Source organism: Mycobacterium sp. 050128 (assembly GCF_036409155.1).
In the GTDB taxonomy this organism is placed as follows: domain Bacteria; phylum Actinomycetota; class Actinomycetes; order Mycobacteriales; family Mycobacteriaceae; genus Mycobacterium.
Map to the genome: position 1 here is coordinate 2,671,857 of NZ_JAZGLW010000001.1, position 24,628 is coordinate 2,696,484.

Consider the following 24,628-nt stretch of genomic DNA (forward strand, 5'->3'; position numbering starts at 1 on the left):
GCCACGGTGTCCAAACTGGTATGCGCGATCGCAGCGGTGTGCGTGCTCGCCGGTTGCTCATCGAAGGCCACCCCGACCAACGCCGACATCGCCGACATCGCCAAGATCGTCGGTGTGAAGTCGGACTTCGGGCCCGAGTTCAAGGTCACCGACATCTCGGAACGGGCGATCGATCCCAAGCTACTGTCGGCCCGCAAGCTGCCCGAGGGGCTGAAGTTCGACCCCGCCAACTGCGCGAAGTTGGCGGCGGGACCCGACATGCCCCCGGACGTTCAGGGCAACATGGCCGCGGTATCCGCCGAGGGTAGCGGGAACCGCTATGTCGTGATCGCGGTGGAAACCTCCAAACCGCTGCCGGTCAACGATCCGGGTAAGGACTGCACCAAGGTCGCGTTCTCCGGGACTGGCGTGCGCGGCGGCCTCGAGGTCATCGACGCGCCGAACATCGACGGGACGCATACGTTCGGCGTGCACCGCGTCCTGCAGGCGCTGATCGCCAGTGGTCCCCGCACCGGCGAGCTCTACGACTACTCCGCGCAATTCGGCGACTACCAGGTGATCGTGATCGCCAACCCGCTCGTCTTGCCCGACCAGCCCGTCGCCAAGGTCGACACGCAGCGCGCCCGCGACCTGCTCGTCAAAGCGGTCGCCGCGATCCGCACGTCCTAGCGCACGTCGCGCGGCCGGAATTGGATGCTGATGCGCGGGCCCTTGGGCAGCGCGGTCTTCGGAACGGCGTGCTCCCAGGTGCGCTGGCAGGATCCGCCCATCACCAGCAGGTCCCCATGCGCCTGCGGCAGCCGCAGCGACGGCCCGCCCCCGCGCGGGCGCATCGCGAATGTCCGGGTGGCGCCGAGACTGATGATCGCCACCATGGTGTCCTCGCTGCTGCTGCGACCGATCGTGTCGCCGTGCCAGGCGACGCTGTCGGCGCCGTCGCGGTAGTAGCACAGTCCGATCGTGGTGAAGGGCTCGCCGAGTTCGCCCGCGTAGATGTCGTTGAGCCGGCGGCGCAGCCGCGCCAGCAGCGGGTGGGGCGGGTCTTCGACGGTCAGGTCGTGAAAGCTCACCAGTCGCGGCACGTCGACCACCCGGTCGTACATCTGGCGGCGTTCGGCCCGCCACGCGACGGTGTTCAGCAGCGCGTCGAGCAGGTCTTGAGAACCGGACGGGTCGTCGCTGAGCCAGCCGGCGCGGATCTCGATGAAGGCGCCGTCGCCGAGGTGTCGTCGTTGGGTCTGCTCGAACAGCGAGCCCTGTACCCCTGATATCTGGGTCCGCACGCCGCACAGTCTATCGCACATCCGTTCGACTGCCCGGGACTCGCCGGGCTACCAGCGCGGCCCCGGGTGTGACGCGACGGCCCTGTTTCGCGCGGCTACGGTTTAGCTGTGGGTGATATTGAGCTCAGCACGAATTCCGAGGTAGGCGCGCTGCGGGTGGCGATCCTGCATCGTCCCGGCGCGGAGCTGCGGCGACTCAATCCGCGCAACAACGACCAGCTCCTGTTCGATGGATTGCCGTGGGTCGACCGTGCGCAGGACGAACACGATCAGTTCGCCGAGCTGCTGCGGTCGCGCGGGGTGGAAGTGCTGCTGCTGTCCGACCTTTTGACCGAGGCGCTCAACCACAGCGGCGCCGCCCGGATGCAAGGCGTTGCCGCCGCCGTGGATGCGCGCCGACTGGGAGCGCCGCTGGCGCAAGAGCTTTCGGCCTACCTGCGTGGACTGGACCCCGCCAGGCTGGCGCACATCCTGATGGCCGGTATGACGTTCAACGAGCTGCCGCCGGATACCCGAAGCGACGTGTCGCTGGTACTTCGCATGCATCACGGCGCGGATTTCGTGATCGATCCCTTGCCGAACCTGGTGTTCACTCGGGACTCGTCGATCTGGATCGGCGCGCGGGTGGTGATCCCGTCGCTGGCGCTGCGGGCCCGGATCCGCGAGACGTCGTTGACCGACCTGATCTACGCCCATCACCCGCGGTTTACCGGGGTGCGCAAGGCTTACGAATCGCGATCCGCACCCGTAGAGGGCGGCGACGTGCTGTTGCTGTCCCCGGGCGTGGTCGCGGTCGGGGTGGGGGAGCGGACTACCCCGGCCGGCGCGGAAGCATTGGCGCGCAGTCTCTTTGACGACGACCTGGCGCACACCGTGCTGGCCGTGCCGATCGCGCAGCAGCGCGCGCAGATGCACTTGGACACGGTGTGCACGATGGTCGACACCGAGACCGTGGTCATGTACGCCAACGTCATCGACAAGCTGTCGGCGTTCACGATCCAGCCGTCCCCGGATGGCGTGAACATCGGTGACGAGACGCCATTTCTGGAAGCGGCGGCCAGGGCGATGGGCATCGACAAGCTGCGCGTGATCGACACCGGCCTGGACCCCGTCGTCGCCGAACGCGAGCAGTGGGACGACGGCAACAACACGCTGGCGCTGGCGCCCGGCGTCGTCGTCGCCTACGAGCGCAACGTGCAGACCAACACCCGGCTGCGGGACGCCGGAATCGAGGTGCTGACGATCGCGGGCTCAGAATTGGGCACCGGCCGCGGCGGTCCGCGGTGCATGTCCTGCCCGGTCGCCCGCGACGCGCTCTGAGTTTTCGCGTCGAGATTGCGACCATGGTCGCGGTCGGTGCGAAATCACAGCCGTCACGGCAATCTCGACGCGGCTCGGCGCGCGAGCGCGTCACGCGCCCGGTCAACGACGGCCTTCGGCCGGTCTTCGTTGACCACCCTGATCACGTGCCAACCGGCGCGTTGCACCATCTCGGCGCGGCGGATGTCTTTGACGTACTGGCGTCGATCGCTGCGATGTTGGTCACCGTCGTATTCGAGGGCCACCATCGGCTTTTCCCAACCCATGTCGAGGTATGCGATGAGACGCCCATCGGAGACTCTGAGCTGTGTGGCGGGCGTCGGTAGTCCAGCGTCGATGAGGACGAGCCGCAACCAGCTTTCTTTGGGCGATTGCGCCCCGCCGTCCATCAGGGAGAGAGCCTCTCTGCACCTGCGCACACCCCTTGCACCCACGTAGCGGGCGATCAACGCCGCTGCGTCCGACGCGATGACACCGGTCGCAGCTGACAACGCGTCGAGATTGGCGACTGCAACGCCGCGTGGCAGATGTCGCGCCAGATCGAAAGCCGTCCGCGCGACACCGGTCACACGGAGGCCGTTCACTTCTACGATTTCGTCGGACTCGATCCGCTCGCGGCGAACGATGATCCCCGGCGGTGGATGGTTGAACGGCCCCAGGATTTCGACAGGTGCGAAATCGTCGACCCATTTGGCTCCGTGGAGTGCGGCGGCCGCGCGACCGGTGATGATTCCCGAACGGCCTGACCACAACCAGGCCGCGTGGATGTTGTGCCACAGAGACCTCCGGGCCTCCTTCGCAAGGTACACATCGCGATGGATTTGCCGGTAGTTCCAACGCAATTGACCGCGAGTCAGCTTGCCGCGCGCTATTGCTTCGCTTCCGAGAAAGACCCCCACCACGTGCTGATGATGCGGCCATCGACCGACATCTCAGCGAGATTGCCGCCAGGGTTGTGGATGACGCGAAATCACAGCCATAGCGGCAATCTCGACGCAGAAAGCCATCAGCGCCAGCTGGGCAGCCAGATCTCCATGTCCCAGGTCTGTTGCGAGATGGGCATGCCGGTGAGCACCGGGAACAGCCAGGCGAAGTTGGTCACCACCAAGGCGACGTAGCCGGACACCACGATGAGGCCCAGCGTCCGGCGTTCCGAGCTCTGGCTAAGAGGGCGGTAGAGAATGTCACCGCAGATCAGCGCGATGCCCATCGCCAGGAACGGCGCCATCGTCGCCGCGTAGAAGAAGTACATCTGCCGGTCGATGTCGGCGAACCACGGCAGCCACCCGGCGCAGTAGCCGACCAGGACGACGGCGTAACGCCAGTCGCGCCGGATAACCGCTCGCCAAAGGGCATAGAGCAGCACCGGCACCGCCAGCCACCACATCGCGGGCGTGCCGACCAGCATCTCCGCCTTCACGCACGACTGCGCGCCGCAGCCGCCGACGTTCTGCTGATCGATCGCGTACAGCACCGGCCGCAACGACATCGGCCAGCTCCACGGCTTGGATTCCCACGGGTGGTAGTTGCCCGCCGAATTCGTCAGGCCCGCATGGAATTCCAGCGCCTTCGCGCTGTAGTGCCACAGCGAGCGAAGGGCGTCGGGGAACGGGAAGGCGCTGTGCGGGCCGATCGTCTGGCCCACCTCGTGCCGGTCGATCGCGGTCTCGGACGCGAACCACGGCGCGTAGCTGGCCAGGTACACCGCGATCGGGATCAGCCCCAGCGCGTATCCGGTGGGGACGAGGTCGCGCCGCAGCATTCCCAGCCAGGGCCGGTTCACCTGATACTGCCGACGTGCGGCCACGTCGAACGCCAGCGACATCAAACCGAAGAACACCACGAAGTAGAGGCCGGACCACTTTGTCCCGCAAGCCAATCCGAGCATGACGCCGGCCAGGAACCGCCACCAGCGCACACCGAGGCGCGGGCCCCACTCGGTTGCGGTGTTGCGGCCTTCCAGCAGCGCGACGTGCATGCGCCGTCGCACCTCATCGCGGTCGACGATCAGCGCGCCGAACGCGGCGACCACGAAGAAGACGAGGATGCCGTCGAGCAGTGCGGTGCGGGAGGCGACGAAGCTGACGCCGTCGCAGATGCACAGCACCCCGGCGATCGCGCCCACCAGCGTCGAGCGGCTGATCCTGCGCACGATACGCATCACCAGCAGCACCATCACGACGCCCAGCAACGCGCCGGTGAACCGCCAGCCCACCCCGTTGTAGCCGAAGATCGCCTCGCCAATCGCGATCAGTTGTTTGCCGACCGGCGGGTGGACCACCAGGCCGAACCCGGGGTTGTCCTCCACGCCGTGGTTGTGCAGCGCCTGCCAGGCCTGCGGCGCGTAGTGCTTCTCGTCGAAGATCGGGGTGCCGGCATCGGTCGGCGAGCCCAGGTTGACGAATCGGGTGATGGTCGCCAGCAGGGTGATGATGCCGGTGACCACCCACCCGCGGATGGTGTCGACCGGCCCGAAATCCGCAACCGGGATCAACGGCCCCGGGCTGACGACGGGCACGGAGCGCTCCTGGACGGCGGCCGCCACGTTCAACGTGGCATTGCTGGGCGGGGCGGTCATCAGCTCGATCGTAGGCTGTCCGTCATGTCCCACGGTCGCCTGTTGCTCGGTGCGACCCCGCTGGGTCAGCCGTCGGATGCCTCGCCGCGGCTGATCAAGGCGCTCGGCGAGGCCGATGTGGTGGCGGCCGAGGACACCCGGCGGGTGCGAACGCTGGCCAAGGCGCTCGGCGTTGGTATCACCGGCAAGGTGGTCAGCATGTTCGATCAAGTCGAGGCCGCCCGGGTGCCGGCGCTGGTCGACGAGATCAAGGCCGGTGCGACGGTGCTGGTGGTCAGCGACGCCGGAATGCCGCTGATCAGCGACCCCGGCTACCGGATGGTCGCAGCGTGTGTCGACGCCGGCGTCGCGGTGACATGCTTGCCCGGGCCGTCCGCGGTGACGACCGCGCTGGCCCTGTCCGGTCTGCCGTCGGAAAAGTTCTGCTTCGAGGGCTTCGCGCCGCGCAAGAGCGGGGCGCGCAAAACGTGGCTGGCCTCGCTGGCCGACGAGCGGCGCACCTGCGTGTTCTTCGAGTCGCCGCGCCGGCTGGCGGCGTGTCTGAGCGATGCCGTCGAGCAGCTCGGCGGTGCGCGTCCCGCGGCGGTCTGCCGGGAGCTGACCAAGGTGCACGAGGAAGTGGTGCGCGGATCGCTCGAGGAGCTGGCGGCCTGGGCGGGTAACGGCGTGCTCGGCGAGATCACCGTCGTGCTCGGTGGCGCGACGCCGCCCGCCGACGTGGCGTCGCTGCTGGCCCGGGTGGAAACCCTCGTCGCGGGGGGTGTTCGCGTCAAGGACGCCTGCAACGAGGTGGCCGCGGCGCACCCGGGCGTGCGCTCGCGACAGCTGTACGACGAGGTGCTGCGCTCGCGTCGCGAGGACTAGCCCACGCCGGCCGCGGCTCCCGTCGCCGGGGTGCACGTCAGCCCGACGACGGGTGCGGCCTTGTGCAGGCATTCCTGCCATTCGGCGTCGGGCTTGGAATCGGCGGTGATCCCGCCGCCGACGCCCAGCACCGCGGTGCCGGCGGCGTCGAACTCCACGGTGCGGATCGCGACGTTGAGCTCACATCCGGCGATCGGCGATGCCAAACCGACTGTGCCGCAATATATCCCGCGACGATGCGATTCCCACTGCGAAATCAGTTGGCGGGCACGATGTTTGGGGGTGCCGGTGACCGAGGCGGGCGGGAAGGCGGCATCCAGCAGTACCGACGTGGGCAGCTCGGCAGGCACCTGCGCCGACACCGTCGACACCAGGTGCCACACGCCCGGCGCGCGCCGCACGACCAGCAGCTCGGGCACTTTGACCGAGCCGGTGATTGCCACCCGGCCCAGGTCGTTGCGAACCAGGTCCACGATCATGATGTTCTCGGCCACCTCTTTGGGCGAGGCGCGCAGCGCCGACGGCCAGGCGTCCAGCGGCAGGGTGCCCTTGATCGGGCTCGACATCACGGCGTTACCGTGCCGGCGCAGGAACAGTTCCGGCGACAGCGACGCCACCGCACCGCAGGGGCCGGCGACGTAGGCCGCGCGGGCCGGCGACGTGCGCGCGACGCCGTCGACGAAGAAGTCCAGCGAGGACCCGGTGACCGTCCCGGTAAACCGGGTGCACACGCACGCCTGGTAGACCTCGCCCGCCCGAATCGCCTCCAGGCACGCCAGCACCGCGCCGCGGTGCGCCTCGCGGTCGGCTACGCCCCAGTCGATCCGGCATTCACGCGCCGGCCCCGGGGTCGCGGCCAGCGCGGCGGTCAGCCACTGCGGCATCGGCGCCCCGGACAGGCTCTCGTACCACCACCGGCCCTCGCGGTCGCGGCGCAACACGCAGTCGGTCCAGCCGCCGGCGGCCTCGGGGATGCGATGCGGCCGCCCGTCGGCGCCGGCGTCCGGATAGGACAGGTAGCCGACCCAGCCACCGCCCACCGCGGGCGACTCGTGGGTCTGCGAACTCATCGGGACGGCAAAGGCGCCCGCCGGATCCACCGGCTGAACCGCCAGGCTCGGCGCGATCACCGCCAGCGCGCCGAACCACTCGCCGGTCAGTGCCGCGGGTGGGGGCAACCCGAGCCGGCGGGCGGCATCCCCGATCGCGCGCAGCACACCGGGTGCCTCGCCGAGGTTGGGCAGCCGGTCAATCCGCACCGTCCTAGCTTGACAGAAGGTGAATTTTCGCGCCCAGAGCTCCGCGGCTCAGCCGCGGCTGATGTCGCGCGCGGTCGCCACTGCGGCCAGCTTGTCCGGGTTGCGCATCACGTAGAAGTTGGTGATCAAGGCATCGGCGATCTCCACCGTGATCACGCCCTCGAGGTGGTCGCCGAGGTACAGCAGCACCGCCGGGGCGCTGTTGCAGGTCACCATTTCCGCGCGCAGCACCGCCGCGGCCTTGCGCATCAGCCCCGCGACGGCGCGGGCCACCCGGTCGGCCCCGACGACGGGCCGCCGGGCCGCGGACACCTTGCCGCCGCTGTCGGCCATCCAGGTGGCGTCCGGCGCCAGCATCGCCATCAGCCCTTCCACGTCGCCGCTGGCCGCGGTGGCCAGGAACTGCGCGGTGATCTCGGCGTTGCGGTGCGGGTCACAATCGAAGCGCTTGCGCCGCGCCCGCACGTGCTCGCGGGCCCGGTGTGCGACCTGGCGGACCGTGGGCGCCGGTTTGCCCACCGCGTCGGCTATCTCGCCGTAGTCGAAACCGAACACCTCGCGCAGCACGAACACCGCTCGCTCGTCCGGGCTCAGCGTTTCCAGCAGCACCAGCATGGCCATCGAAACCGATTCCGCCAGAACGACATCGGTCGACGGGTCCTGGTCGTCGAGCAGCAACGGTTCGGGCAGCCACGGCCCGACGTACTCCTCGCGGCGACGGGCACCGGCCCGCAACGCGTTGAGCGCCTGCCGGGTCACCAGCTGGGCCAGATACGACTTGGTGTCGTGCACGGTCGACAAGTCGATGGCCGCCCACCGCAGATAACTGTCCTGCAATACGTCGTCGGACTCGGTGGCCGAGCCGAGGATTTCGTAGGCGATGGTGAACAGCAGCGGGCGCAGCAGCGTGAAACGTTGCGCATGCTCGCCGGTCGCGATCATTTGATCGCGACCTGCTCGTCGGCCGATTGCCCGGTTGCTTGAGCGGGCCGGCTACCGCCCTTCAGCCAGAAGTACGAGCCCGGTTTGGCGGCCTCGCGCCGGATGGCCCACAGCGTGCCCCGGCAGATTCTTTCCTTGATCGCGGCGCTGGCTCGGCCGCCCACAGCCACGTTCACCGGGGTGTCGTCGGTGCGCGCGAACTGCAGCGTGCCGAGGGTGCGGCCGATGCTGATGCACTGGCCGACGAACGCCTGGTTGAGCGCCGCGGGGGTGTCGCCGGCGAGCCGGGCCAGCACGGTCTCGGCGGCCTGGGCGCCCAACGGCTCGGCGGCCTGGCAGCTCATCCGCAGCGGCTGGCCCGAGGGCGCGGCGGCGTCACCGGCGGCGACGATGCGAGCATCGTCGACGCTGGTCAACGTCTCGTCGGTGAGCAGCCGCCCCAGCCCGTCGGTGCGCAGGCCGCTGCGGGCGGCCAGATCCGGCACGGCGAACCCGGCCGTCCACACCGTCGCCGCGCTGGGCAGCACGGCGCCGTCGCTGAGTACCACGCTGTCCCATCGGACCTCGCTCGCGGCGACGGATTCGGCGATGGTGACCTCGAGCCGGCGCAGCTGCTTGGCCACCGAACGCCGGCCCCGTGCGCTCAGTGACGTCCCCAGCGTGCCACCGCAGATCAGGGTCACCGGGCGGCCCTGCTCGGCCAGCTCGGAAGCCGTCTCGATGCCGGTCAACCCGCCGCCGACCACGGTGACCGGAGCATTGAGCGGCAGGTCGGTCAGCGCGTAGCGCAGCCGCTGTGCGCTTTCGAGGTCGCAGATCGAATGGGCGAATTCGGCGGCACCGGGCACCGAAAGCTGGGCCGGCACCGCGCCCGTGCTACCGACGGCGTAGATCAGGTAGTCGTAATCCAGCGCGCTGCCCGACGTCAGCTCCAGGCGACGGGCAGCGGTGTCGATCCGCTCGGCCGCGTCGACGACCAACTGGATCCCGTCACCCAGCAGCGAACCGTAGTCGGCTGTCGCGGCGCCCGTGCCGGCCACCAGCTGGTGCAAGCGAATCCGCTCGACGAAGACCGGACGGGGATTCACCAGCGTGATGTCGAGGTCTGGCCGCTGCCGCAGCCGATTGGCCGCCAGGGTGCCGGCGTATCCGCCGCCGACGATCACGACACGAGTGCTGTTGGTCATTGCTGTCTCCCATTCTCTTTCGGACTTGTGCCCTGGAGACACCGCAGGACCGCGGGGCGTGACAATTCGGCCGTTGATTGTGAGCTGTATCACTCGATGCCGGGTAGGGGGCGAAGCCGCCACTCACACCGAGGCGCGCATCCCTCTAGCATCGCAACGATGGTCCGGACATTGAGGAGAAGCGCGGCGGCGGTTGGCGCCGGCGCGGTACTCGTGTTGAGCGGCTGTGGTGGTCACAACAGCCCCGGGCCGCTGTCGGCCATGGTCAGCCCGGCCATCCCGCCCAGCGTCGCGGACATCCCGAACCCGCTGCGCGGCCAGTACGAAGACTTGATGAATCCGCTTTTCCCGCAAGGCAATCCCGCCCAGCAGCGCTACCCGGCGTGGCCGGCGTCCTACGACGCCAGCATGCAGATCTCGTGGCGGCAGTTGCAGCCCACCGATCCGGCCACGCTGCCGCCCGATGCGCCCGATGACCGCAAGTTCGACTTCAGCGCGATCGACGACGCGCTGAACAAGCTGGCCAGCCGCAACATGCGGCTCGCCCTGCGCATCTACGTCTACAACCCGGACCCGCACGGCACCGGCATCGCCGTTCCCGAATGGGCGCGGCCGCTGGCCACCAGCTACCCCCCGCCGCCGAACAGCCCCGGGGTGCCGCAAGTGGTGCCGAACTGGGACGACCCGCACTATCTCGACGCATTCGGCCAGCTGGTCGCCGCGCTGGGCCGCCGCTACGACGGCGACGAGCGGCTCAGCATCTTCGAATTCTCCGGATACAACCAGTTTCGGGACCAGCGCATCAGCGGCGCGTCGATCCGGCAGCTGGTCGCGGCGAACGTCAACGCCTTCGGCCACACGCAATTAGTGGTCGCGCCGCAGAACCCGGAGATCGTGCGCGAACTGCTCTCCGACGACGTCACCAAGAAGCTGTCCGCCCCGGTCGGCATCCGCTCGGATTGCCTCGGCGTCGCATCGCCGTTGCCCGCCTGGGCCGAGTCCGGTGACTCCCAGTACGTCCGGAACAACGATGCGGTCGTCAACGCGATCAAGCAGCGACTGCGCTCCGCGCCGGTGATCACCGAATGGTGCTCCCTGCCCGGTGGGGCCGACTCGAAGGGCTACTACGAGAAGGGTCTGCACGACGTCGTCAAATACCACGTGTCGATGACGTCGAGCGCGAACTTCCCGGACCGGGATGCGACATCGGTGATGGACCCCAAGCTGTATGCGTTGTGGGCGCAGGCCAATGCTGCTGCCGGATACCGGTATTCGGTCGAGGCCAAGCCGGGATCGCAATCGATTCAAGGCACGGTCGCGGCCATCTCGGTGGAGTGGACGAACTACGGCGCGGCGGCCGCCACCGAGCAGTGGGCGCCCAACTACAAGCTGGTCGATTACACCGGTGCGGTGGTTCGGACGCTGCCGGCCACGGTCAACCTGAAGACATTGGTGCACGACGATTCCAGTCCCTCGCGGGAGGAGGCGGTCCCGGCGTCGTCCACCGAGACCGTGCACGTCGACCTGTCCGGGTTGGCGCCGGGGCACTACACGCTGCGCGCCTCGGTGGACTGGCAACAACACAAGCCGGGCGCCTCGCACGTGGTGAACTACGGACCGATGGCGCTGGCTCGCGACGGACGCGACGGCTCCGGGCTGTACCCGATTGCGACCCTTGACATCCCGCGCGACAACACCGGCTCAACCAACGGTTGACCCAGCCCGCGATGCCGTGTGTAAGCCCGGAGGAAATGCGTCGTGCATGGTACGGTTGTCTAACTAATATATTCCGTGACCTGCCCAAATCTGGCCACTCGGCCTGGACATGCGCCCCATATCGGAGGTCTCCATGCCGCGCAGCCTAGACCTGGTCGTAGCCTCGCTCGCCACCGCGCTGATGGAGGCCACGGTATCCACGGCGCCCGAGGTGAGCCAGAAAGTCCTCGCGCGGTTGGTCGAGCAATTCAAGCTGGACGCCTGTTTTTTGCGGCGCCGCGACGAGCTGTCCCGTGCCTCGGTGCTGGTCGCCGAGTTCCCGCCGCGCGCCGAGGTCGCGGATCCGGGCGCGACGGCCATCGTCCCCTACACCGACGCCGACGCGCTGCTCGCCGAGTGCGAGCAGGGCCGAAAGCCGGTGGTGATATCTCCCGGTCGGCGTTCGCGGTGGCGCTGGCTGACGGGGCCCATGCAACCCAGCGCTCCCTCGGTGGCGGCCGCGCCGCTGGTGTCGGGGGAGGTGACCACCGGCGTGCTCGGGTTCGTCAGGTTCGGCGATCGCAAGTGGAAGCAGACCGAGATCAACACGCTCGAGGCGGTCGCCGCGTTGTTCGCCCAGCTGCAAGCGCGCCTTGCCGCCGAGGAGAAGCTTCGCTATCTGGCCGAGCACGACGACCTGACCGGCCTGTACAACCGCCGGGCACTGGTCGCGCACTTGTCCGAACGGCTTGCCGCTGGAAAGCCGGGACCCGTCGCGGTGCTGTTTCTCGACCTCGATCGGTTGAAGCCGATCAACGACTATCTGGGCCACACCGCCGGTGACTGGTTCATCAGAGTCTTCGCGCAACGCATCCAGGTCTGTGCCGGCACCCAGGCCATGATCGCCCGGCTCGGCGGCGACGAGTTCGTCGTCGTGCCCGAGCAGTCGATGTCGCCGGAGACCGCGGAGTCGTTCGCCCGCTGGCTGTCGAAGATGCTCTGCGAGCGGCTCGCCATCGGCGGCCACATGATCAGTCGCACCGTCAGCATCGGGCTGGCCGTCGGGATGCCGGAGCGCGACAACTGCACCGCGCTGCTGCGCCGTGCCGACGAGGCCGTGCTGACCGCCAAGCGTGCCGGTGGCAACCAGATCGCGGTGTTCACCGACGATATGTCACTCAAAAGCGCCTTCCGTAACGACATCGAGCTGCATCTGCAGGGCGATATCGGCAGCGAAGCGCTGCTGCTGCACTATCTGCCCGAGGTCGACTTGTGGACCGGCGCGGTGGTGGCCGCCGAGGCGCTGGTCCGCTGGCGGCACCCGATCTGGGGGATGCTGCTGCCGGACTCGTTCATCGGCGTTGCCGAATCGACCAACCTGGCCGGCGAGCTGGGCCGCTGGGTGTTGAGAACCGCGTGTGCCGAATTCGGCCGGTGGCGTGCCAACGGCGTGGGGCTGGGTGCCACCCTGCGGATCAATGTGTCGCCCGTGCAGCTGATCACTCGCGGTTTCGTGCGCAGCGTCGCCGAGACGATCGAAGAGTTCGGTATCGATGCCGGGTCGTTGTGCCTGGAGATCACCGAGCGCGCCGTCGTGCACGACATCGAAGCGACCTTCAATACCCTCGCGGAGCTCAAAGAGGTCGGGGTGCAGCTGGCGATCGACGACTTCGGCACCGGCTATGCGGTGCTCTCACACCTCAAGCAGTTGCCGGTCGACATGCTCAAGATCGACGCCGGGTTCGTGCGCGACCTGGGGACCAACGCCGGCGACCTGGCCATTGTCCGCGCGATCATCGGGCTCGCCGAGGCATTCGGTTTGCAAGTCGTCGCCGAGGGAGTCGAGACGCCCGCTGCCGCACTGACTTTGATGCAGCACGGGTGTCACCGCGCGCAAGGGTTCCTGTTGTCCCGACCCGTCCCCGGCGATGCGATGGAGGCATTGTTCTCGGCGCGCTGGATGCCGATGCCATTCCTGGCCGATCGTGAGGCCTTGTCGCAGGGCGCAATCTAGCATCGCTACGTGATCCGAAGACTGGGCAAATGCACGCTGGCCGTTGCGGTGTGCGCGGCGCTGGTTTTGAGCGCGTGTAGCAAGACGACCGACCCCGAGCCGCTGAGCGCGATCGCCAGTCCGGCCATTCCGCTGGGCGTGCAGGAGGTGCCGAATCCGCTGCGCGGCCAGTACGAGGACCTGATGAGGCCGCTTTTTCCACAGGTGAATCCCGCGCAGCGCCGGTATGGATCGTGGCCGGCGGCGTATGACGCGAGCATGCGTTTCACCTGGCGGCAGTTGCAGCCCGTCGACCCGAGCACACTGCCACCCGACGCTCCCGACGACGTCAAGTTCGACTTCAGCGCGATTGACGACGCGTTGACGAAGCTGGCCGGCCGCAACATGCGGCTGACGATTCGGATCGTCGCCTACAGCTCGTGCTGCGACACCGTCTATCCGTCCAACACCAGCATCGCTATTCCCGACTGGATGCGGCCGGTGGCCACCGACTATCCCTCGCCGCCCAAGTACTGGTGGACACCCGGGGTGACGCAGGTGGTGCCGAACTGGAATGACCAGCGCTACCTGGACGGGTTCGGCCAGCTGCTGGCCGCGCTGGGCCGCCGCTATGACCGCGACGAGCGGCTGAGCGTGTTCGAGTTCTCCGGCTACGGCGACTTCAGCGAGAACCACATCGCCTACTTGCGCGACAAGCTGAACGCGCCGGGCCCGTCGCCGGACGAGAGCGTCGCGAAGCTGGGGTATTACAGCCAGTTTCGTGACCAGAGCATCACCAGCGCGTCGATCGCGAAGTTGGTGGCGGCGAACGTCAACGCCTTCCCCCACACCCAGCTGGTGGTGACCCCGATGAACGTCGACATCGTGCGGCAGCTGTTCGCCGACTGGGTCACAAAAGCGTTGTCGGCGCCGGTGGGTATCCGGTCCGATTGCCTCGGCGTCTACGCACCGCTGCCGGTGTGGGCCGAGTCCGACGGATCGCACTACGTAAAGCTGAACGATCCGCTCGTCAAGCAGATCAAGGACCGGCTCGCGTCGGGACTGGTCATCACCGAGTGGTGCCAGTTGCCCGACGGGACCGACCCGAAGAGCTACTACGAGAAGGGACTGCGCGACGTCGTCAAGTACCACGTGTCGATGACGTCGAGCTTCAACTTCCCGGCGGTGAATGCGACCTCGCCGATGGACCCGGCGCTGTTCCTGCTGTGGTCGAAAGCCAACGTCGTCGCCGGCTACCGATATTCGGCCGAGGCGCGCAAAGGCTCGCAAGCGTCGCATGACGGGGAAGCGACGATCGGCGTCACCTGGACCAACTACGGCTCGGCCGGCGCTTCCGAGAAATGGGTCCCCGGCTACCGGCTGGTGGATTTCACCGGGGCGGTGGTCCGCGAGATGCAATCGACCGTGAATCTGAGGACCCTGGTCCGCGGGGAAAACTCCGGTGCCGAACCCGCCCCGGCGGCGGCCGACGAAACCGTGACCGTTGATGTCGGCAGCTTGCCGCCCGGCAATTACACCCTGCAGGCGGCGGCCACCTGGCAACAGCACAAACCCGACGCCTCGCACGTCGTGGACTACCCGCCGATGCGGCTGGCCCGCGACGGGCGCGACGGGACCGGGTGGTACCCGCTGGCGACGGTCGACATACCGCGCGAGGTGGTCACTTCCCCGCCTCGGCAGTGAATGGCGCGTAGGGTGCGTCGGCAACCCACGCAAAGTCCGCCACTGCCTGGGCGGACGATCGGATCTCGATTTGACGATGCTGCATAATGAGCGTTGGGTTTGCGCAGCGGCTGTTTAAGAGACCGAATGGATGCTCTAGACCTGCGGTGCTGTTAGAAGGGTATTGGTTGGATGGATTTCCGTACTTTTGTTCGGATTATCGCGGCGCACTGGAAGCTGGCAGCGGGCGCGTTCCTGGCGTGTGTGCTGGGCGCCGTGGTCGTTACGGCTCTGCAGACCAAGCACTATCAGTCGTCAGCCACGATCCTGATCTCGTTCTCCGGGGCCACTGACCTCACCGAGTTGTACAACGGCACGCTGACCGCGCAGGAGCGGCTGTCGTCGTACGCCCAGATCGCCGGCGGGCGCACGGTGGCCGAGCGCGCGATCAGCCAGCTCCAGGTCCCGATGAGTCCCGATGCCCTGGTGAGTCAGACGCAGGTGAAATACACCGCGAAGTCGATGCTGTTCACGATCTCGGTCAAGGACACCGATCCGACGCGCGCCGCGGCGCTGGCCGGGGCGATGGCCGACCAGTTCGCCACGATGGTCCCGACGCTCGGGGTGAGCGCGCACTCGAATAATGGCGCGCCGCAGAGCAGCACCGCACCACGACCCGACACCGGTGATACACCGCCACCGCCGGAGGTGCCCGGCCAGCCGACACCCAAGCCCCTGCCGGTAGCCAGGGCGCGAGTGGTGGAGGCGCCCCGGGTGCCCACTCATGCGATCGCGCCGTCGCCGGTACGCAACGTGGCGATGGGTCTCGTCGCCGGTCTGCTGCTGAGCGTCGCGGTGGCGCTGACCCGGGAGGCGACCGACCGCAGCGTGCGCACCCGCGAGAAGCTGGAAGAGCTGTCCGGCTTGCCGACATTGGGAGAGCTGCCCGGAAAGCGTGGCACCGCACCGAAATTCGGCACCGACATCGCATTCGACGACGCGGTGCGCGGTCTGCGCACCCGGCTGAGCCGGGCGATGGGGCCCGATTCCCGCCGGGTGTTGCTGGCGGCGCCGTTCGGCGGTGAGGGAACCACGACGACGGTGCTGAACCTGGCCCGGGCATTCACCGAGCTCGGCCAAGACGTGCTGCTCGTCGAGGGCGACACCCGGCGGCCCGTGATCGCCGGCCTGCTCAGCGTCGAATCGGGCGAGGGACTGGCGCACGCGCTGGCCGATCCCAGCATCGCCGTGCAGGCCGTACGCGCGACCCCGATTTCGAGGCTGTTCCTGCTCGCGGCCCGGTCCGGCCGGCGCGGCGAGGGCGTGCCCGCCAGCGCGTTCACGCCGAACGTGATCGACAACGTCCTGGCGAACCTGTCGTCGCGGTTCGGCCACACCGTGGTCGACGGCCCGCCGGTGCTGGCCACGGCCGACTCCGGCCTGTTGGCCGGCGCGGTGCAGGCCACGGTGCTGGTGGTGCGCGCGAATCGCACCACCGTCGACGAACTCACCGACGCCCTGGCCGCGCTGCGTGCCGCCGGCGCGAACCTCGTCGGAACCGTGCTGACCGATGCCAAGCCGTCGGTGCACAGCAGGGCCGCGGCCCGCGCCTACCGGGGAAAGCTCAGCGGGTCGGCGTGATTCCCTACCTGCGGAGTCGCGACCGCCTGGTGGTGGCTGCCGCTCTGCTGACGGTGTTCCTGGTGGGATGCTTCCTGTTCGGCGTGTTCTCGGTACGCCGGACCACCGAGGGCGTGCTCCTGATCGCCGCCCTGTTCTGCCTGGTCGTGTACTGGGTGAAGCCCGAAGGCATGGTCGCGGTCACGTTCGTCGGGGCGTTCGCGGCGCTGCCGGAAGGCCTGCACGTCGGAAAGGTCATCGGCCCGGTCGCGATCTACGCCTACCAGATCACGGCCCTGCTCTCGATCTTGTATCTGCTCCCCAAGGTCAAACCCCGGTTCTCCGATTACCTCCTGCCGGGGGTGTTCGCGATGACCGTGCTGCTCTACACCTTCTACGGCTTCTGGGCCGGGCATGACGACCTGATGGTGGCGCGTGAATCGACGACGCTGCTCGAAATGGTTGCCGGGTTCGTGCTGGGAATGCTGGTCGTCTGGGGACGTCACGCCGAGTGGCTGGTCCGCGTCGTGATCGTGATTCTCTGGTTTTCGGCGGGCATGGCGATCGTCAGTTCGTTGCATGCCGTTCGGTTGGCCGGCCGGGCGGAAAGCCTGGAGGAGGCGACGGGCGCCGGCCAGGCCCTGCGCATCGTGCTGTCCACTCAGACGCCGGCCACCGCCGTACTGTCGGCGCTGGTCGCCGCCGCGATCGTCGGCCGGGTAAAGCCGATGATGTTCTACTCGCTGGGTCCGCCCGCGTTGATCATCTCGCTGCTCTCCTTCTCGCGGAACACACTGATCGCGATGGTGGTCGCCGCGTTGGTCGCCCTGCTCTCCAGCTTCGGGTTGCCGGCCCTGCGCCGGCTGGGCACGGTCGTGCTGGTCAGCTTGGCTGCCCTGGCGGTCACGGTGCCCGGATCGCTGTTCTTGCTGCAGCATTCGCAGGCCGGGGCGTGGCTCAGCGACCAGTTCGCCGCGTTCGGCCAACGCGTGCTGGGCGGTATTTCGACGAGCGCGCTGGCCGTCGACCAGTCGACGCTGGACCGGCTGCAGGAAAACGCCCGGCTCAACACCGCGATCGCCGAGGCGCCGATCTTCGGCCACGGCCTCGGCTACGCCTATCAGCTGCCGACCGGGAACGACCCCGATGCCTTCTCCTGGAAGCTGGGGCCCACCTACTCACACCTCTTCTACCAATGGTGGTTGGCCAAGGCCGGGGTGGTGGGTGTGGCGGTGTTCGCATGGTTCGCGGCGACCCCGATTATCCGGGCGGCCCGACGCGCGTCGGCGCCGGCCAAGATCAGCGCGGCGGTCAGCACCAGTCTGCTGGCGATTTCCGCGGTCTGGCCGTTGCCCGAGATGCCGATGGACGCGTTGGCGTTGGGTCTGGCCCTCGGAGCGACGATGGGATTTGCTGAGCTGGACCGCCGGGACCCCGACGCCGGCCGCGATAGCGTCGACGAGATTCCGGAGCTGGCCGCCGCGCCCAGCTAAATTTTTCAAAGCGTTACCCAGACCAGCGCTGACCTGGTTTATCTTGACCTGGTGGCCAGTTTGCTGGGGGACCTAGCCGGGTGTTAGCCGTTACCCACGTCGGGCCCGACATGTACAGCTTCGGCGGGACGCAGTCCGTCATCCGGGTCATCCGCGACAACAACATCGGCGCGGACGACATCCGCGTGCTGTCCACCTGGGACGGCGGCAACCACGCGAAGAGCTTCCTGCTCACCGCCCGCGCGGGCGCGGCGCTGGCCCGCACCGCTCGCCCGGCCATCGTGCATTTCCATATCTCCAACGGCGGAGCGTGGCTGCGCGAGGGACCGCTGATCCGGTTGGCGCGAGCGCGAGGGTTCCGGATCATCGTCACCATTCACGGCTCCGACTTTCACGATTTCGCGGCGTCGCGGCCGCGCTTCGTGGGAGCCACGCTGAAACTTGCCGACCACGTGATCCTGTTGTCGGAGGAAGCTCGTGCCGCCGTTCTCGCGGTGGCGCCGTCGGTGCACACCTCCGTGGTCGCCAACCCGATCGCGATCGATCGAGATGCCCCGCCGGCCAGCTTGACGCCGCCCGTGGCGCTGTTCGCCGGGACCATCGGTCACCGCAAAGGTGTCGCAGACCTGGTCGCCGCCTGGCGGCTGCTGCTCGACCAGGGCATCGAAGGGCATCTTCGGATCGTCGGGCGCATCGACGACTACACCCCGCCGCCCACCGAGCGCATGTCGGTCCAAGGCCCGGTACACCCCGACGAGATCCGCGATCTGCTCCGGACGGTTCGCGTGGTCGTCTTGCCGTCCTACGCGGAGGGAATGCCGATGATCCTCACCGAGGCCCTCGCCGGCGCGCGGCCGTTCGTGGCCACTCCGGTGGGCGGAACAGCGGAGATCGCATCGGACCCGAGCATGCTGGTGCCGGTTGGCGATGTGCCCGCGTTGGCAACCGCGATTGGCCGCTACCTGCGCGACCCGGGCTTGGCCGAGCGTGATGGGCTGCGGGGGCAGGCGCACATCGCGGCCACTCGTAGCCCCAAGATCATTGACGCGGAACTACGCCGGATCTACGGGGGCTGCGCGATTGAAGCGAATTGAACTCCAGGGACCGCGGCTCGCGGTGAGTGCGGTGGGTTTCGGCTGCGGCGGATTGATGCAGTCGCCGTCCCGCAAGGAGCGGATGGCCGTCCTCGGCAGCGCGGTGGACAGCGGGATCACCCACTTCGACACCGCACGGATGTACGGCCTGGGAATGGCCGAGGCGGAGCTGGGGGCGTTCGTGCGCACGGTCGGCCGCGACGCCGTCACCATCGCCACCAAGTTCGGCATCGATGTCGGCGGCGCGGCACGGCGGCTCGCCCGGTTTCAAGCCCCGGCGCGGGCGCTGCTGCGCAAAGCACCGGCGCTGCGCCGAGCCGTCAAGCGGCACCAGGGGCCCGACACGACGGCCCGGGAGTATGACGCGGCGATCGCGGCGCGCAGCCTCGACGAGAGCCTTGCCGCGTTGGGCGTGGACTACGTCGACATCCTCTTCCTGCATGCGCCCAAGCCCGGCGACACGGTGCGCGACGGCGAACTGCGTGAGTTCTTCGAGACTGCCAAGCAGCAGGGCAAGATTCGCGCCTGGGGGGTCTCTCAAGACGAGGGGCTCGAGGTGGATTTCGCGGCTGCGTTCGCGCCCGAGGGCGTCAGCCAATTCCGCAGCGACCTGCTCAATCCCGCGCCGCGCCCCGCCGATCTCGCGTTCGGCGTGCTGAACAGGCCGTACATGACGCTGTCCGCGGCGCTGTCGGCCGACGAGTCGCTGGCCGCACGGTGGCGCGCGGCCCTGCAGCTCGATCCGCTGGCTCCCGGCGTGCTCGCGAAGTTGATCATCGGGTCGTCGGCCGCCGCGACCGGATCGCCCGCGATTCTCTACAGCACCACCAAGCCGCACCGGATCGCCGAAGCGGCGAGCGCCGTCTCGTCCCCGCTGGACGCGGAGACCCTGACCCGGTTCCTCGGCCTCGTCGCGCAGTTCCGGGAAGGTGCAGTCGCGTGATCCGTGGGCCGGAGGAGTTAGCCGCCACCACGACGATCGAGGCCGACGTCGTGGTGGTCGGGGCCGGCGCGGTAGGCATCGCCACGGCGCTGGAACTCGCCGGGGCCGGCGTGCGGGTGGCGTTGATCGAAAGCGGCCTCGAGCGCCCCGACGAAGCCGCACAGGACCTGGCGACTCTCGATTCGCACCAGGACGACTACTTCCACGCGCGCAGCGAGCTGACGGTCCGGCGACAGGTCGGCGGAACCACGGCGCTGTGGGGTGGGCGTTGCGTCAAGTTCGACCCGATCGATTTCGAGGACCGGCCGATCACCGCGCAGGCGCCCTGGCCGATCGGCGACAAAGACATCGATCCCTACCGGCAACGAGCCTGCGATTGGGCGGGGTGCGGTCAGGCGAACTTCAATGCACGCGAGATCCCCGAGATCGCGAATAACAGTCTGGTCGTTGGACTTCCAGACGGCGCGGTGCGCACGACCGATCTCGAACGCTGGGCCTTGCCGACGCGGTTCGGCCGCGAATATCGCAGCGCGTTGCGAGACGCCCCCACTCTCACGCTGTGGACCGGCCTCACCTGCACCGAGATCGTGACGACCGAGGCCGGCGACGCCGTCGACCACCTCGTCGTCAAGACACTCGCCGGCCGGCAGGGCAGGGTCGTCGCGCGGGACTACATCATCGCGACCGGCGGGCTGGAGGCAACCCGGCTGCTGATGGTGTCGGATCGCCATCACCCGGCAGGTCTGGGAAATGCCGGCGGCCACCTGGGGCGCTGGTACATGTCCCACGTCGAAGCCCGCGTCGCGCGCGTGCATTTCAACACCGACAAGGTCACCCACGCCTACGAGCGGGACCGCGACGGCGTGTACGTTCGCCGCCGCTTCACCTTCGACCCACAGCTACTGCGCGACGCGGGGATGCCGAATGCCGCTGTCTGGCTGGTGAATCCGGCGATCAGCGACCCGAGTCACGGAAGCGGGATTTTGTCGGGCGTCTACCTGACGCTGATCTCGCCGTTCGGTCGCTTCCTGTTGGCGGAGGCGATCCGTGAGGCACACACCAAGCGGGCCGGCTCGCCGCGGGTGCTCGCGCATCTGCGCAACATCGTTCGCGACCTGTTTCCGTCGATCCGCTTCGCGATCACGTTCTCCTACGCCAGGTTCCTGCGCAGGGGCCGCAAGGCGCCGGGATTTTTCGTCAAGAGCGCCGACAACACGTATGCGCTGCACTACCACGGCGAGCATCTTCCGCATTGGGAGAGCCGCGTGGAGCTGACCGACGAGCGAGATGCGTTGGGAATGCGCAGGATTCGCACTCATATGCACTTCTCCGAGGACGACTTGGTGAGTGTGCGCAAGGCCATCGGCCTGATCGACGAACACCTTCGCCGCCATGGTGCCGGGTCCGTGGAATGGCTCAGCGACGACGTCGAGGGCCTGGTGCGCGAGTACTTGGCCGAGATGGGTGGCTTCCATCAGGTGGGCACCACCCGGATGTCGGAGGCCGCCGAGGACGGCGTGGTGGACGCGAACCTTCAGGTGCACGGGGTGCGCGGGTTGTACATCGCGAGCACATCGGTGCTGCCCACGTCGAGCCAGGCCAACCCGACGCTGCTCGGCATCGCGCTGGGTGTACGGCTTGCCGACCATGTCGCGAGCGCTCGTGCGCAGTGCCGGGCGGGGGATTCCCGGACCGCCTGAGGCGTCAGCGCCGGCGGGCCAGCACCTCGTCGATGACTTCGAGGAAGCGTTCCGCGACGATGTCGACGGCGCAGTGCTGGGCGTAGTGGCGCGCCGCCGCGGCCCCGAGCCGCGCCGCGACGGACGAGTCGGCCAGCAGGTCGAACGCGGCGGCCAGCCCGGCGACGTCGTCGATACCGATCGGCGGGCAGCCCGGTGGCTGGTATTCGGGCAGCCCGCCCGCGGTGGACACGATCGGCATGACGCCCAGCTGCATCGAGAGCACCTGCACACCGCTTTGTGACGCGCGCCGGTAATGCGAGATCGAGCCCTTGGCGGTCGACAACGCGGGGATGACGTCGGCGTAGCGGTAGCTGCCGTTGCGCCAGACCGTGTGTTTGGGCAAGGCGGCCGCGTCGAGCGGGCCGTCGCCGATCAGCACCAGGTTGTCGCCGCGCCAGCCTTCGCCGCCGACGTGTCGCTGCCAGGCCTCCAGCACGACGTCGACGTTCTTGTAGGGGTTGAGCCGGCCGAACAGAACGAAGTCACGGCGTCCCTCGGCGCCCACGAACGGCGGGATGCGGGGTAGGTCGACATCGCTGGCGAGCGGCACGACGTGCACCGGCGTGCCGGCGACGTCGCGGCGCGCGGCGATACCGGCCGCGACGTACTCGCTATAGGTGATGGTGGCCGCCGAGCGGGCGCCCCATCGGTCGAACACCGCACGCTCGTAGGCCGGTGTCTGTTCGTCGGGGTCGTGTGGCCGGTCGTCGTGTACCACCTGAATCCGCGGCGCCCGCCCGGCCAGCACGATCCAGCGTGGGTCACGGACGATTTCGGCGATCACCACGTCGGGTGCGAACTTGCGGATCTGGCGCCAGGCCGCCAGGGTCGGCACCCAGGTCGACGCGGTCTTGAACCGCGGATCGAGCACCAGCTCGTAATCGCGGGCGGCGTCGGACTCCGGGTGTTTGTCCGAGGTCACCAGCAGCACGTCGGCGCCATGGCGGATCAGCGCCTCGGACTGCACGCGCACCGCCGGCCGCGTCCACGGCGAAAGCCAAAGCACCCGAGGTGAATTCACTGCTCTCCGTCGGCCTGTAGGAAGATATCGGCGTCGGTCCACATCTTGGTTTCCAGCGATCGCCGGGGCACTGCCGCAAGCAGATTCGTGACATGTGGCGAGGCGAGCAGCCGCCACACCAGCGGATTGATCTTCGCCCGCGTCCAGATGTGCAGACCCATACCGCCGATCGCCCACCACCGCGTCTTGGAGGTGTGGAACTGCATGCCGAAGCGTTGCCCGATCAGTTCCAGGGTCCGCTTTTGGTAGAAGGTGATGTGCTGCCCGGTGGCAAAGGCGTAGTACATCCATTCCTCGGTCGACGGGGGTCCGCCGTCGAAAAGCTCCGTCGTGAAGACGATCGTGTCGGTGCCGGTGGTGTCGAGCAGCTCGGCCACGAACGCGACGGGGTCGGCGAGATGCTCCATTACTTCGAAGGCGGTGACGACGGTATACGGCGCGCCCGGACCCACCTTTGCCTCGAAGCCCTGCGCGGTCAGGTTGGGGGAGTACTTGTCGGTCCAGTAGTAGTCGAAGCCGATGTCGCGCATCAGACGGGTGAAAACGCCGTAGCCCCCGGCCGCGTCGAGAAACCGGCCCCGCGGATCGAACAGGTAATACAGCAACACCGACATCGCCCGCGCCAGGTATTGGTTGCGCCACAGCATCGTGGTGTCCGCCGCCGCCATCGGGCTGGCATACGCCTCGTCCAGCCAATAGGGCTCTTCGGTGGTCAGCACACCGCAGTTATCGCAGAAGTAGTACGTGCAATCGTATTTGCAGAGCACCTCGTGATTGAACGCCGGCGTGGTGGCCGAACTGCAGATGCGGCACCGCACGGTCTCAATCCCTCCTGAGCGTCCTCGCGATATCAGCAAAACGGAGCGGACAGTGGAAAACCTACGGCACATTCCGCGCGGCGGGCAACCCGCGCCGAGGCGATCCGCGAAACGCGGGCCGGCGCTGCCGGACGTGGGAAATCGCCGGGGCTACAAGAACTCCCACGTGCGGAGTTGTCGACCGCGATACGCAAATTCTGCGCTCTCGGGATGGTAGCTTTAGTGACCAAATGCCCAAAGAGACGCTCAAGGGAAAGATCCGGCGCATCCTCGGCACCCAAACGCGGGATCAGCTCAAGGATCTGATCCTTTTCGACCATTCCCAGTCGCTGAAGGCGAACCACCCGAATCCGCTGAACCGCGCGGGCAAGAAGTGTTTTTCGTCGACGGACGAGGACGGCATCACGCTGGAGATCCTGCGTCGCATCGGCCACCTCGACGACGGAGTATTCGCCGAATTCGGTGTCGGCGACGGGACGGAAAACAACACGCTGATCCTTGCCGCCCTGGGCTGGAAGGGCTTCTGGGTCGGGGGACAGGACTTGGCGGTCACCTACCGGGACGGCCCGCACTTCACCTACGAGAAGGCCTGGATCACCGCGGAGAACATCGTGGCGCTGAGCGGGACATGTCTGCGGAGAATCGGTGCCACCGCGGTCGACGTCGTCTCCCTGGACCTGGACGGCAACGACATCTACTTGATCGAAAAGCTCTTGGCAGACGGCATGCGCCCGAAGCTGTTCATCGTCGAGTACAACGCCAAGTTCCCGCCGCCGGTGAAATTCCAGATCAGCTACGACCCCGACCACCAATGGCAATCCGACGACTATTTCGGGGCTTCGCTGAGCAGTTTCGCCGAAATGTTCAGACGCTTCGACTACCGGCTGGTGTGCTGCAATTCCCATTCGGGTACCAATGCCTTCTTCGTCGACAGCGCTGTGTCGCAGCACTTTGCGGACGTGCCGAGTGACATCGGCGAGCTCTATGTCGAGCCCCGGTACTTCCTCTATTCCGGGCGGTACTCGCAGCACAAGACATCGCTGCGCACGATCGAGAAGATACTGGGCCAGCGCGAGCAGTGAATTCGAAGCGG

Annotated in this window: 20 protein-coding genes; 12 read left to right on the forward strand and 8 right to left on the reverse strand. The window is 67.9% G+C overall.

Annotated features, from left to right (window positions below; all coding sequences use genetic code 11):
* Window positions 1-6 precede the first annotated feature (6 nt).
* On the forward strand, window positions 7-669 hold the full coding sequence (locus tag SKC41_RS12980) for a DUF5642 family protein (RefSeq protein WP_330977952.1): 663 nt from the start codon (window positions 7-9) through the stop codon (window positions 667-669).
* Here the strand turns inward: SKC41_RS12980 and SKC41_RS12985 are convergent.
* Window positions 666-1,283, reverse strand: a complete 618-nt coding sequence (locus tag SKC41_RS12985; RefSeq protein WP_330977953.1) for an alpha-ketoglutarate-dependent dioxygenase AlkB — start codon at window positions 1,281-1,283, stop codon at window positions 666-668. The two genes, SKC41_RS12980 and SKC41_RS12985, sit on opposite strands and share 4 nt — an antisense overlap.
* Window positions 1,284-1,391: 108 nt before the next feature.
* Between SKC41_RS12985 and arcA the strand changes: the two genes are divergently transcribed.
* Window positions 1,392-2,603, forward strand: coding sequence for an arginine deiminase (gene arcA / locus SKC41_RS12990; RefSeq protein ID WP_330977954.1), 1,212 nt, complete (start codon window positions 1,392-1,394; stop codon window positions 2,601-2,603).
* A gap of 53 nt (window positions 2,604-2,656) precedes the next feature.
* Here the strand turns inward: arcA and SKC41_RS12995 are convergent, their stop codons facing one another.
* Both SKC41_RS12995 and SKC41_RS13000 read right to left on the reverse strand, forming a co-directional pair.
* Window positions 2,657-3,505 (reverse strand): DUF559 domain-containing protein, encoded by an 849-nt coding sequence (locus SKC41_RS12995; RefSeq protein ID WP_330977955.1) that lies wholly within the window; start codon window positions 3,503-3,505, stop codon window positions 2,657-2,659.
* A 104-nt stretch (window positions 3,506-3,609) separates the two neighbouring features.
* Complete coding sequence (locus SKC41_RS13000; RefSeq protein WP_330977956.1) at window positions 3,610-5,181, reverse strand: dolichyl-phosphate-mannose--protein mannosyltransferase; 1,572 nt, start codon at window positions 5,179-5,181, stop codon at window positions 3,610-3,612.
* A 24-nt stretch (window positions 5,182-5,205) separates the two neighbouring features.
* Here SKC41_RS13000 and rsmI point away from each other — a divergent pair, with 24 nt between their 5' ends.
* On the forward strand, window positions 5,206-6,045 hold the full coding sequence (gene rsmI / locus SKC41_RS13005) for a 16S rRNA (cytidine(1402)-2'-O)-methyltransferase (protein WP_330977957.1): 840 nt from the start codon (window positions 5,206-5,208) through the stop codon (window positions 6,043-6,045).
* On the opposite strand, the gene SKC41_RS13010 is transcribed toward rsmI, so the two are convergent.
* From SKC41_RS13010 to SKC41_RS13020, 3 genes are read right to left on the reverse strand one after another with little or no spacing between them, the layout of a single operon-like run.
* Window positions 6,042-7,304 carry an aminodeoxychorismate synthase component I gene (locus SKC41_RS13010; RefSeq protein WP_330977958.1) on the reverse strand — a complete coding sequence of 421 codons (1,263 nt, stop codon included), beginning with the start codon at window positions 7,302-7,304 and terminating at the stop codon, window positions 6,042-6,044. The two genes, rsmI and SKC41_RS13010, sit on opposite strands and share 4 nt — an antisense overlap.
* A gap of 48 nt (window positions 7,305-7,352) precedes the next feature.
* Window positions 7,353-8,246, reverse strand: coding sequence for an RNA polymerase sigma-70 factor (locus SKC41_RS13015; protein ID WP_330977959.1), 894 nt, complete (start codon window positions 8,244-8,246; stop codon window positions 7,353-7,355).
* Window positions 8,243-9,433, reverse strand: coding sequence for an NAD(P)/FAD-dependent oxidoreductase (locus SKC41_RS13020; RefSeq protein WP_330977960.1), 1,191 nt, complete (start codon window positions 9,431-9,433; stop codon window positions 8,243-8,245). Before SKC41_RS13020 ends, SKC41_RS13015 begins: the two co-directional genes overlap by 4 nt.
* A 159-nt stretch (window positions 9,434-9,592) precedes the next feature.
* Between SKC41_RS13020 and SKC41_RS13025 the strand changes: the two genes are divergently transcribed.
* The 8 genes from SKC41_RS13025 (at window position 9,593) to SKC41_RS13060 (ending at window position 21,654) form a co-directional block, all read left to right on the forward strand.
* Window positions 9,593-11,149, forward strand: coding sequence for a hypothetical protein (locus SKC41_RS13025; protein ID WP_330977961.1), 1,557 nt, complete (start codon window positions 9,593-9,595; stop codon window positions 11,147-11,149).
* A 133-nt stretch (window positions 11,150-11,282) separates the two neighbouring features.
* Window positions 11,283-13,142 (forward strand): putative bifunctional diguanylate cyclase/phosphodiesterase, encoded by a 1,860-nt coding sequence (locus tag SKC41_RS13030; RefSeq protein WP_330977962.1) that lies wholly within the window; start codon window positions 11,283-11,285, stop codon window positions 13,140-13,142.
* A 48-nt stretch (window positions 13,143-13,190) separates the two neighbouring features.
* Entirely contained in the window at window positions 13,191-14,825 is a 1,635-nt protein-coding gene (locus SKC41_RS13035; protein ID WP_330978869.1) for a hypothetical protein, read from the forward strand.
* Window positions 14,826-14,996: 171 nt separating this feature from the next.
* Window positions 14,997-16,445, forward strand: a complete 1,449-nt coding sequence (locus SKC41_RS13040; protein WP_330977963.1) for a Wzz/FepE/Etk N-terminal domain-containing protein — start codon at window positions 14,997-14,999, stop codon at window positions 16,443-16,445.
* Window positions 16,442-17,917, forward strand: coding sequence for an O-antigen ligase family protein (locus tag SKC41_RS13045; RefSeq protein ID WP_330977964.1), 1,476 nt, complete (start codon window positions 16,442-16,444; stop codon window positions 17,915-17,917). The genes SKC41_RS13040 and SKC41_RS13045 overlap by 4 nt, the downstream gene beginning before the upstream one ends.
* Window positions 17,918-17,997: 80 nt before the next feature.
* The gene (locus SKC41_RS13050; protein ID WP_330977965.1) at window positions 17,998-19,011 is read left to right on the forward strand and encodes a glycosyltransferase family 4 protein; all 1,014 of its coding nucleotides are present in this window, start codon (window positions 17,998-18,000) and stop codon (window positions 19,009-19,011) included.
* A 31-nt stretch (window positions 19,012-19,042) separates the two neighbouring features.
* Window positions 19,043-19,954, forward strand: a complete 912-nt coding sequence (locus SKC41_RS13055) for an aldo/keto reductase (protein WP_330977966.1) — start codon at window positions 19,043-19,045, stop codon at window positions 19,952-19,954.
* Entirely contained in the window at window positions 19,951-21,654 is a 1,704-nt protein-coding gene (locus SKC41_RS13060) for a GMC oxidoreductase (protein WP_330977967.1), read from the forward strand. The genes SKC41_RS13055 and SKC41_RS13060 overlap by 4 nt, the downstream gene beginning before the upstream one ends.
* Window positions 21,655-21,658: 4 nt before the next feature.
* Here the strand turns inward: SKC41_RS13060 and SKC41_RS13065 are convergent, their stop codons facing one another.
* The gene (locus SKC41_RS13065; RefSeq protein ID WP_330978870.1) at window positions 21,659-22,702 is read right to left on the reverse strand and encodes a glycosyltransferase; all 1,044 of its coding nucleotides are present in this window, start codon (window positions 22,700-22,702) and stop codon (window positions 21,659-21,661) included.
* Between the two features lie 11 nt (window positions 22,703-22,713).
* Window positions 22,714-23,535 carry a class I SAM-dependent methyltransferase gene (locus tag SKC41_RS13070; RefSeq protein ID WP_330977968.1) on the reverse strand — a complete coding sequence of 274 codons (822 nt, stop codon included), beginning with the start codon at window positions 23,533-23,535 and terminating at the stop codon, window positions 22,714-22,716.
* A 230-nt stretch (window positions 23,536-23,765) separates the two neighbouring features.
* On the opposite strand from SKC41_RS13070, the gene SKC41_RS13075 reads away from it, so the two are divergent.
* A complete protein-coding gene (locus SKC41_RS13075) occupies window positions 23,766-24,617 on the forward strand; it encodes a hypothetical protein (protein WP_330977969.1) in 852 nt (283 codons plus the stop codon).
* The last annotated feature ends 11 nt before the right edge of the window (window positions 24,618-24,628 follow it).

What these genes read in the sequence shown, in the direction of transcription:
- SKC41_RS13030 (WP_330977962.1), top strand. Translation starts at nt 11,283, where the DNA reads ATGCCGCGCAGCCTAGACCTGGTCGTAGCCTCGCTCGCCACCGCGCTG.
- SKC41_RS13015 (WP_330977959.1), bottom strand. Translation starts at nt 8,246, where the DNA reads ATGATCGCGACCGGCGAGCATGCGCAACGTTTCACGCTGCTGCGCCCG.
- SKC41_RS13020 (WP_330977960.1), bottom strand. Translation starts at nt 9,433, where the DNA reads ATGACCAACAGCACTCGTGTCGTGATCGTCGGCGGCGGATACGCCGGC.
- rsmI (WP_330977957.1), top strand. Translation starts at nt 5,206, where the DNA reads ATGTCCCACGGTCGCCTGTTGCTCGGTGCGACCCCGCTGGGTCAGCCG.
- SKC41_RS13075 (WP_330977969.1), top strand. Translation starts at nt 23,766, where the DNA reads ATGCCCAAAGAGACGCTCAAGGGAAAGATCCGGCGCATCCTCGGCACC.
- SKC41_RS13000 (WP_330977956.1), bottom strand. Translation starts at nt 5,181, where the DNA reads ATGACCGCCCCGCCCAGCAATGCCACGTTGAACGTGGCGGCCGCCGTC.
- SKC41_RS13040 (WP_330977963.1), top strand. Translation starts at nt 14,997, where the DNA reads ATGGATTTCCGTACTTTTGTTCGGATTATCGCGGCGCACTGGAAGCTG.
- SKC41_RS13025 (WP_330977961.1), top strand. Translation starts at nt 9,593, where the DNA reads ATGGTCCGGACATTGAGGAGAAGCGCGGCGGCGGTTGGCGCCGGCGCG.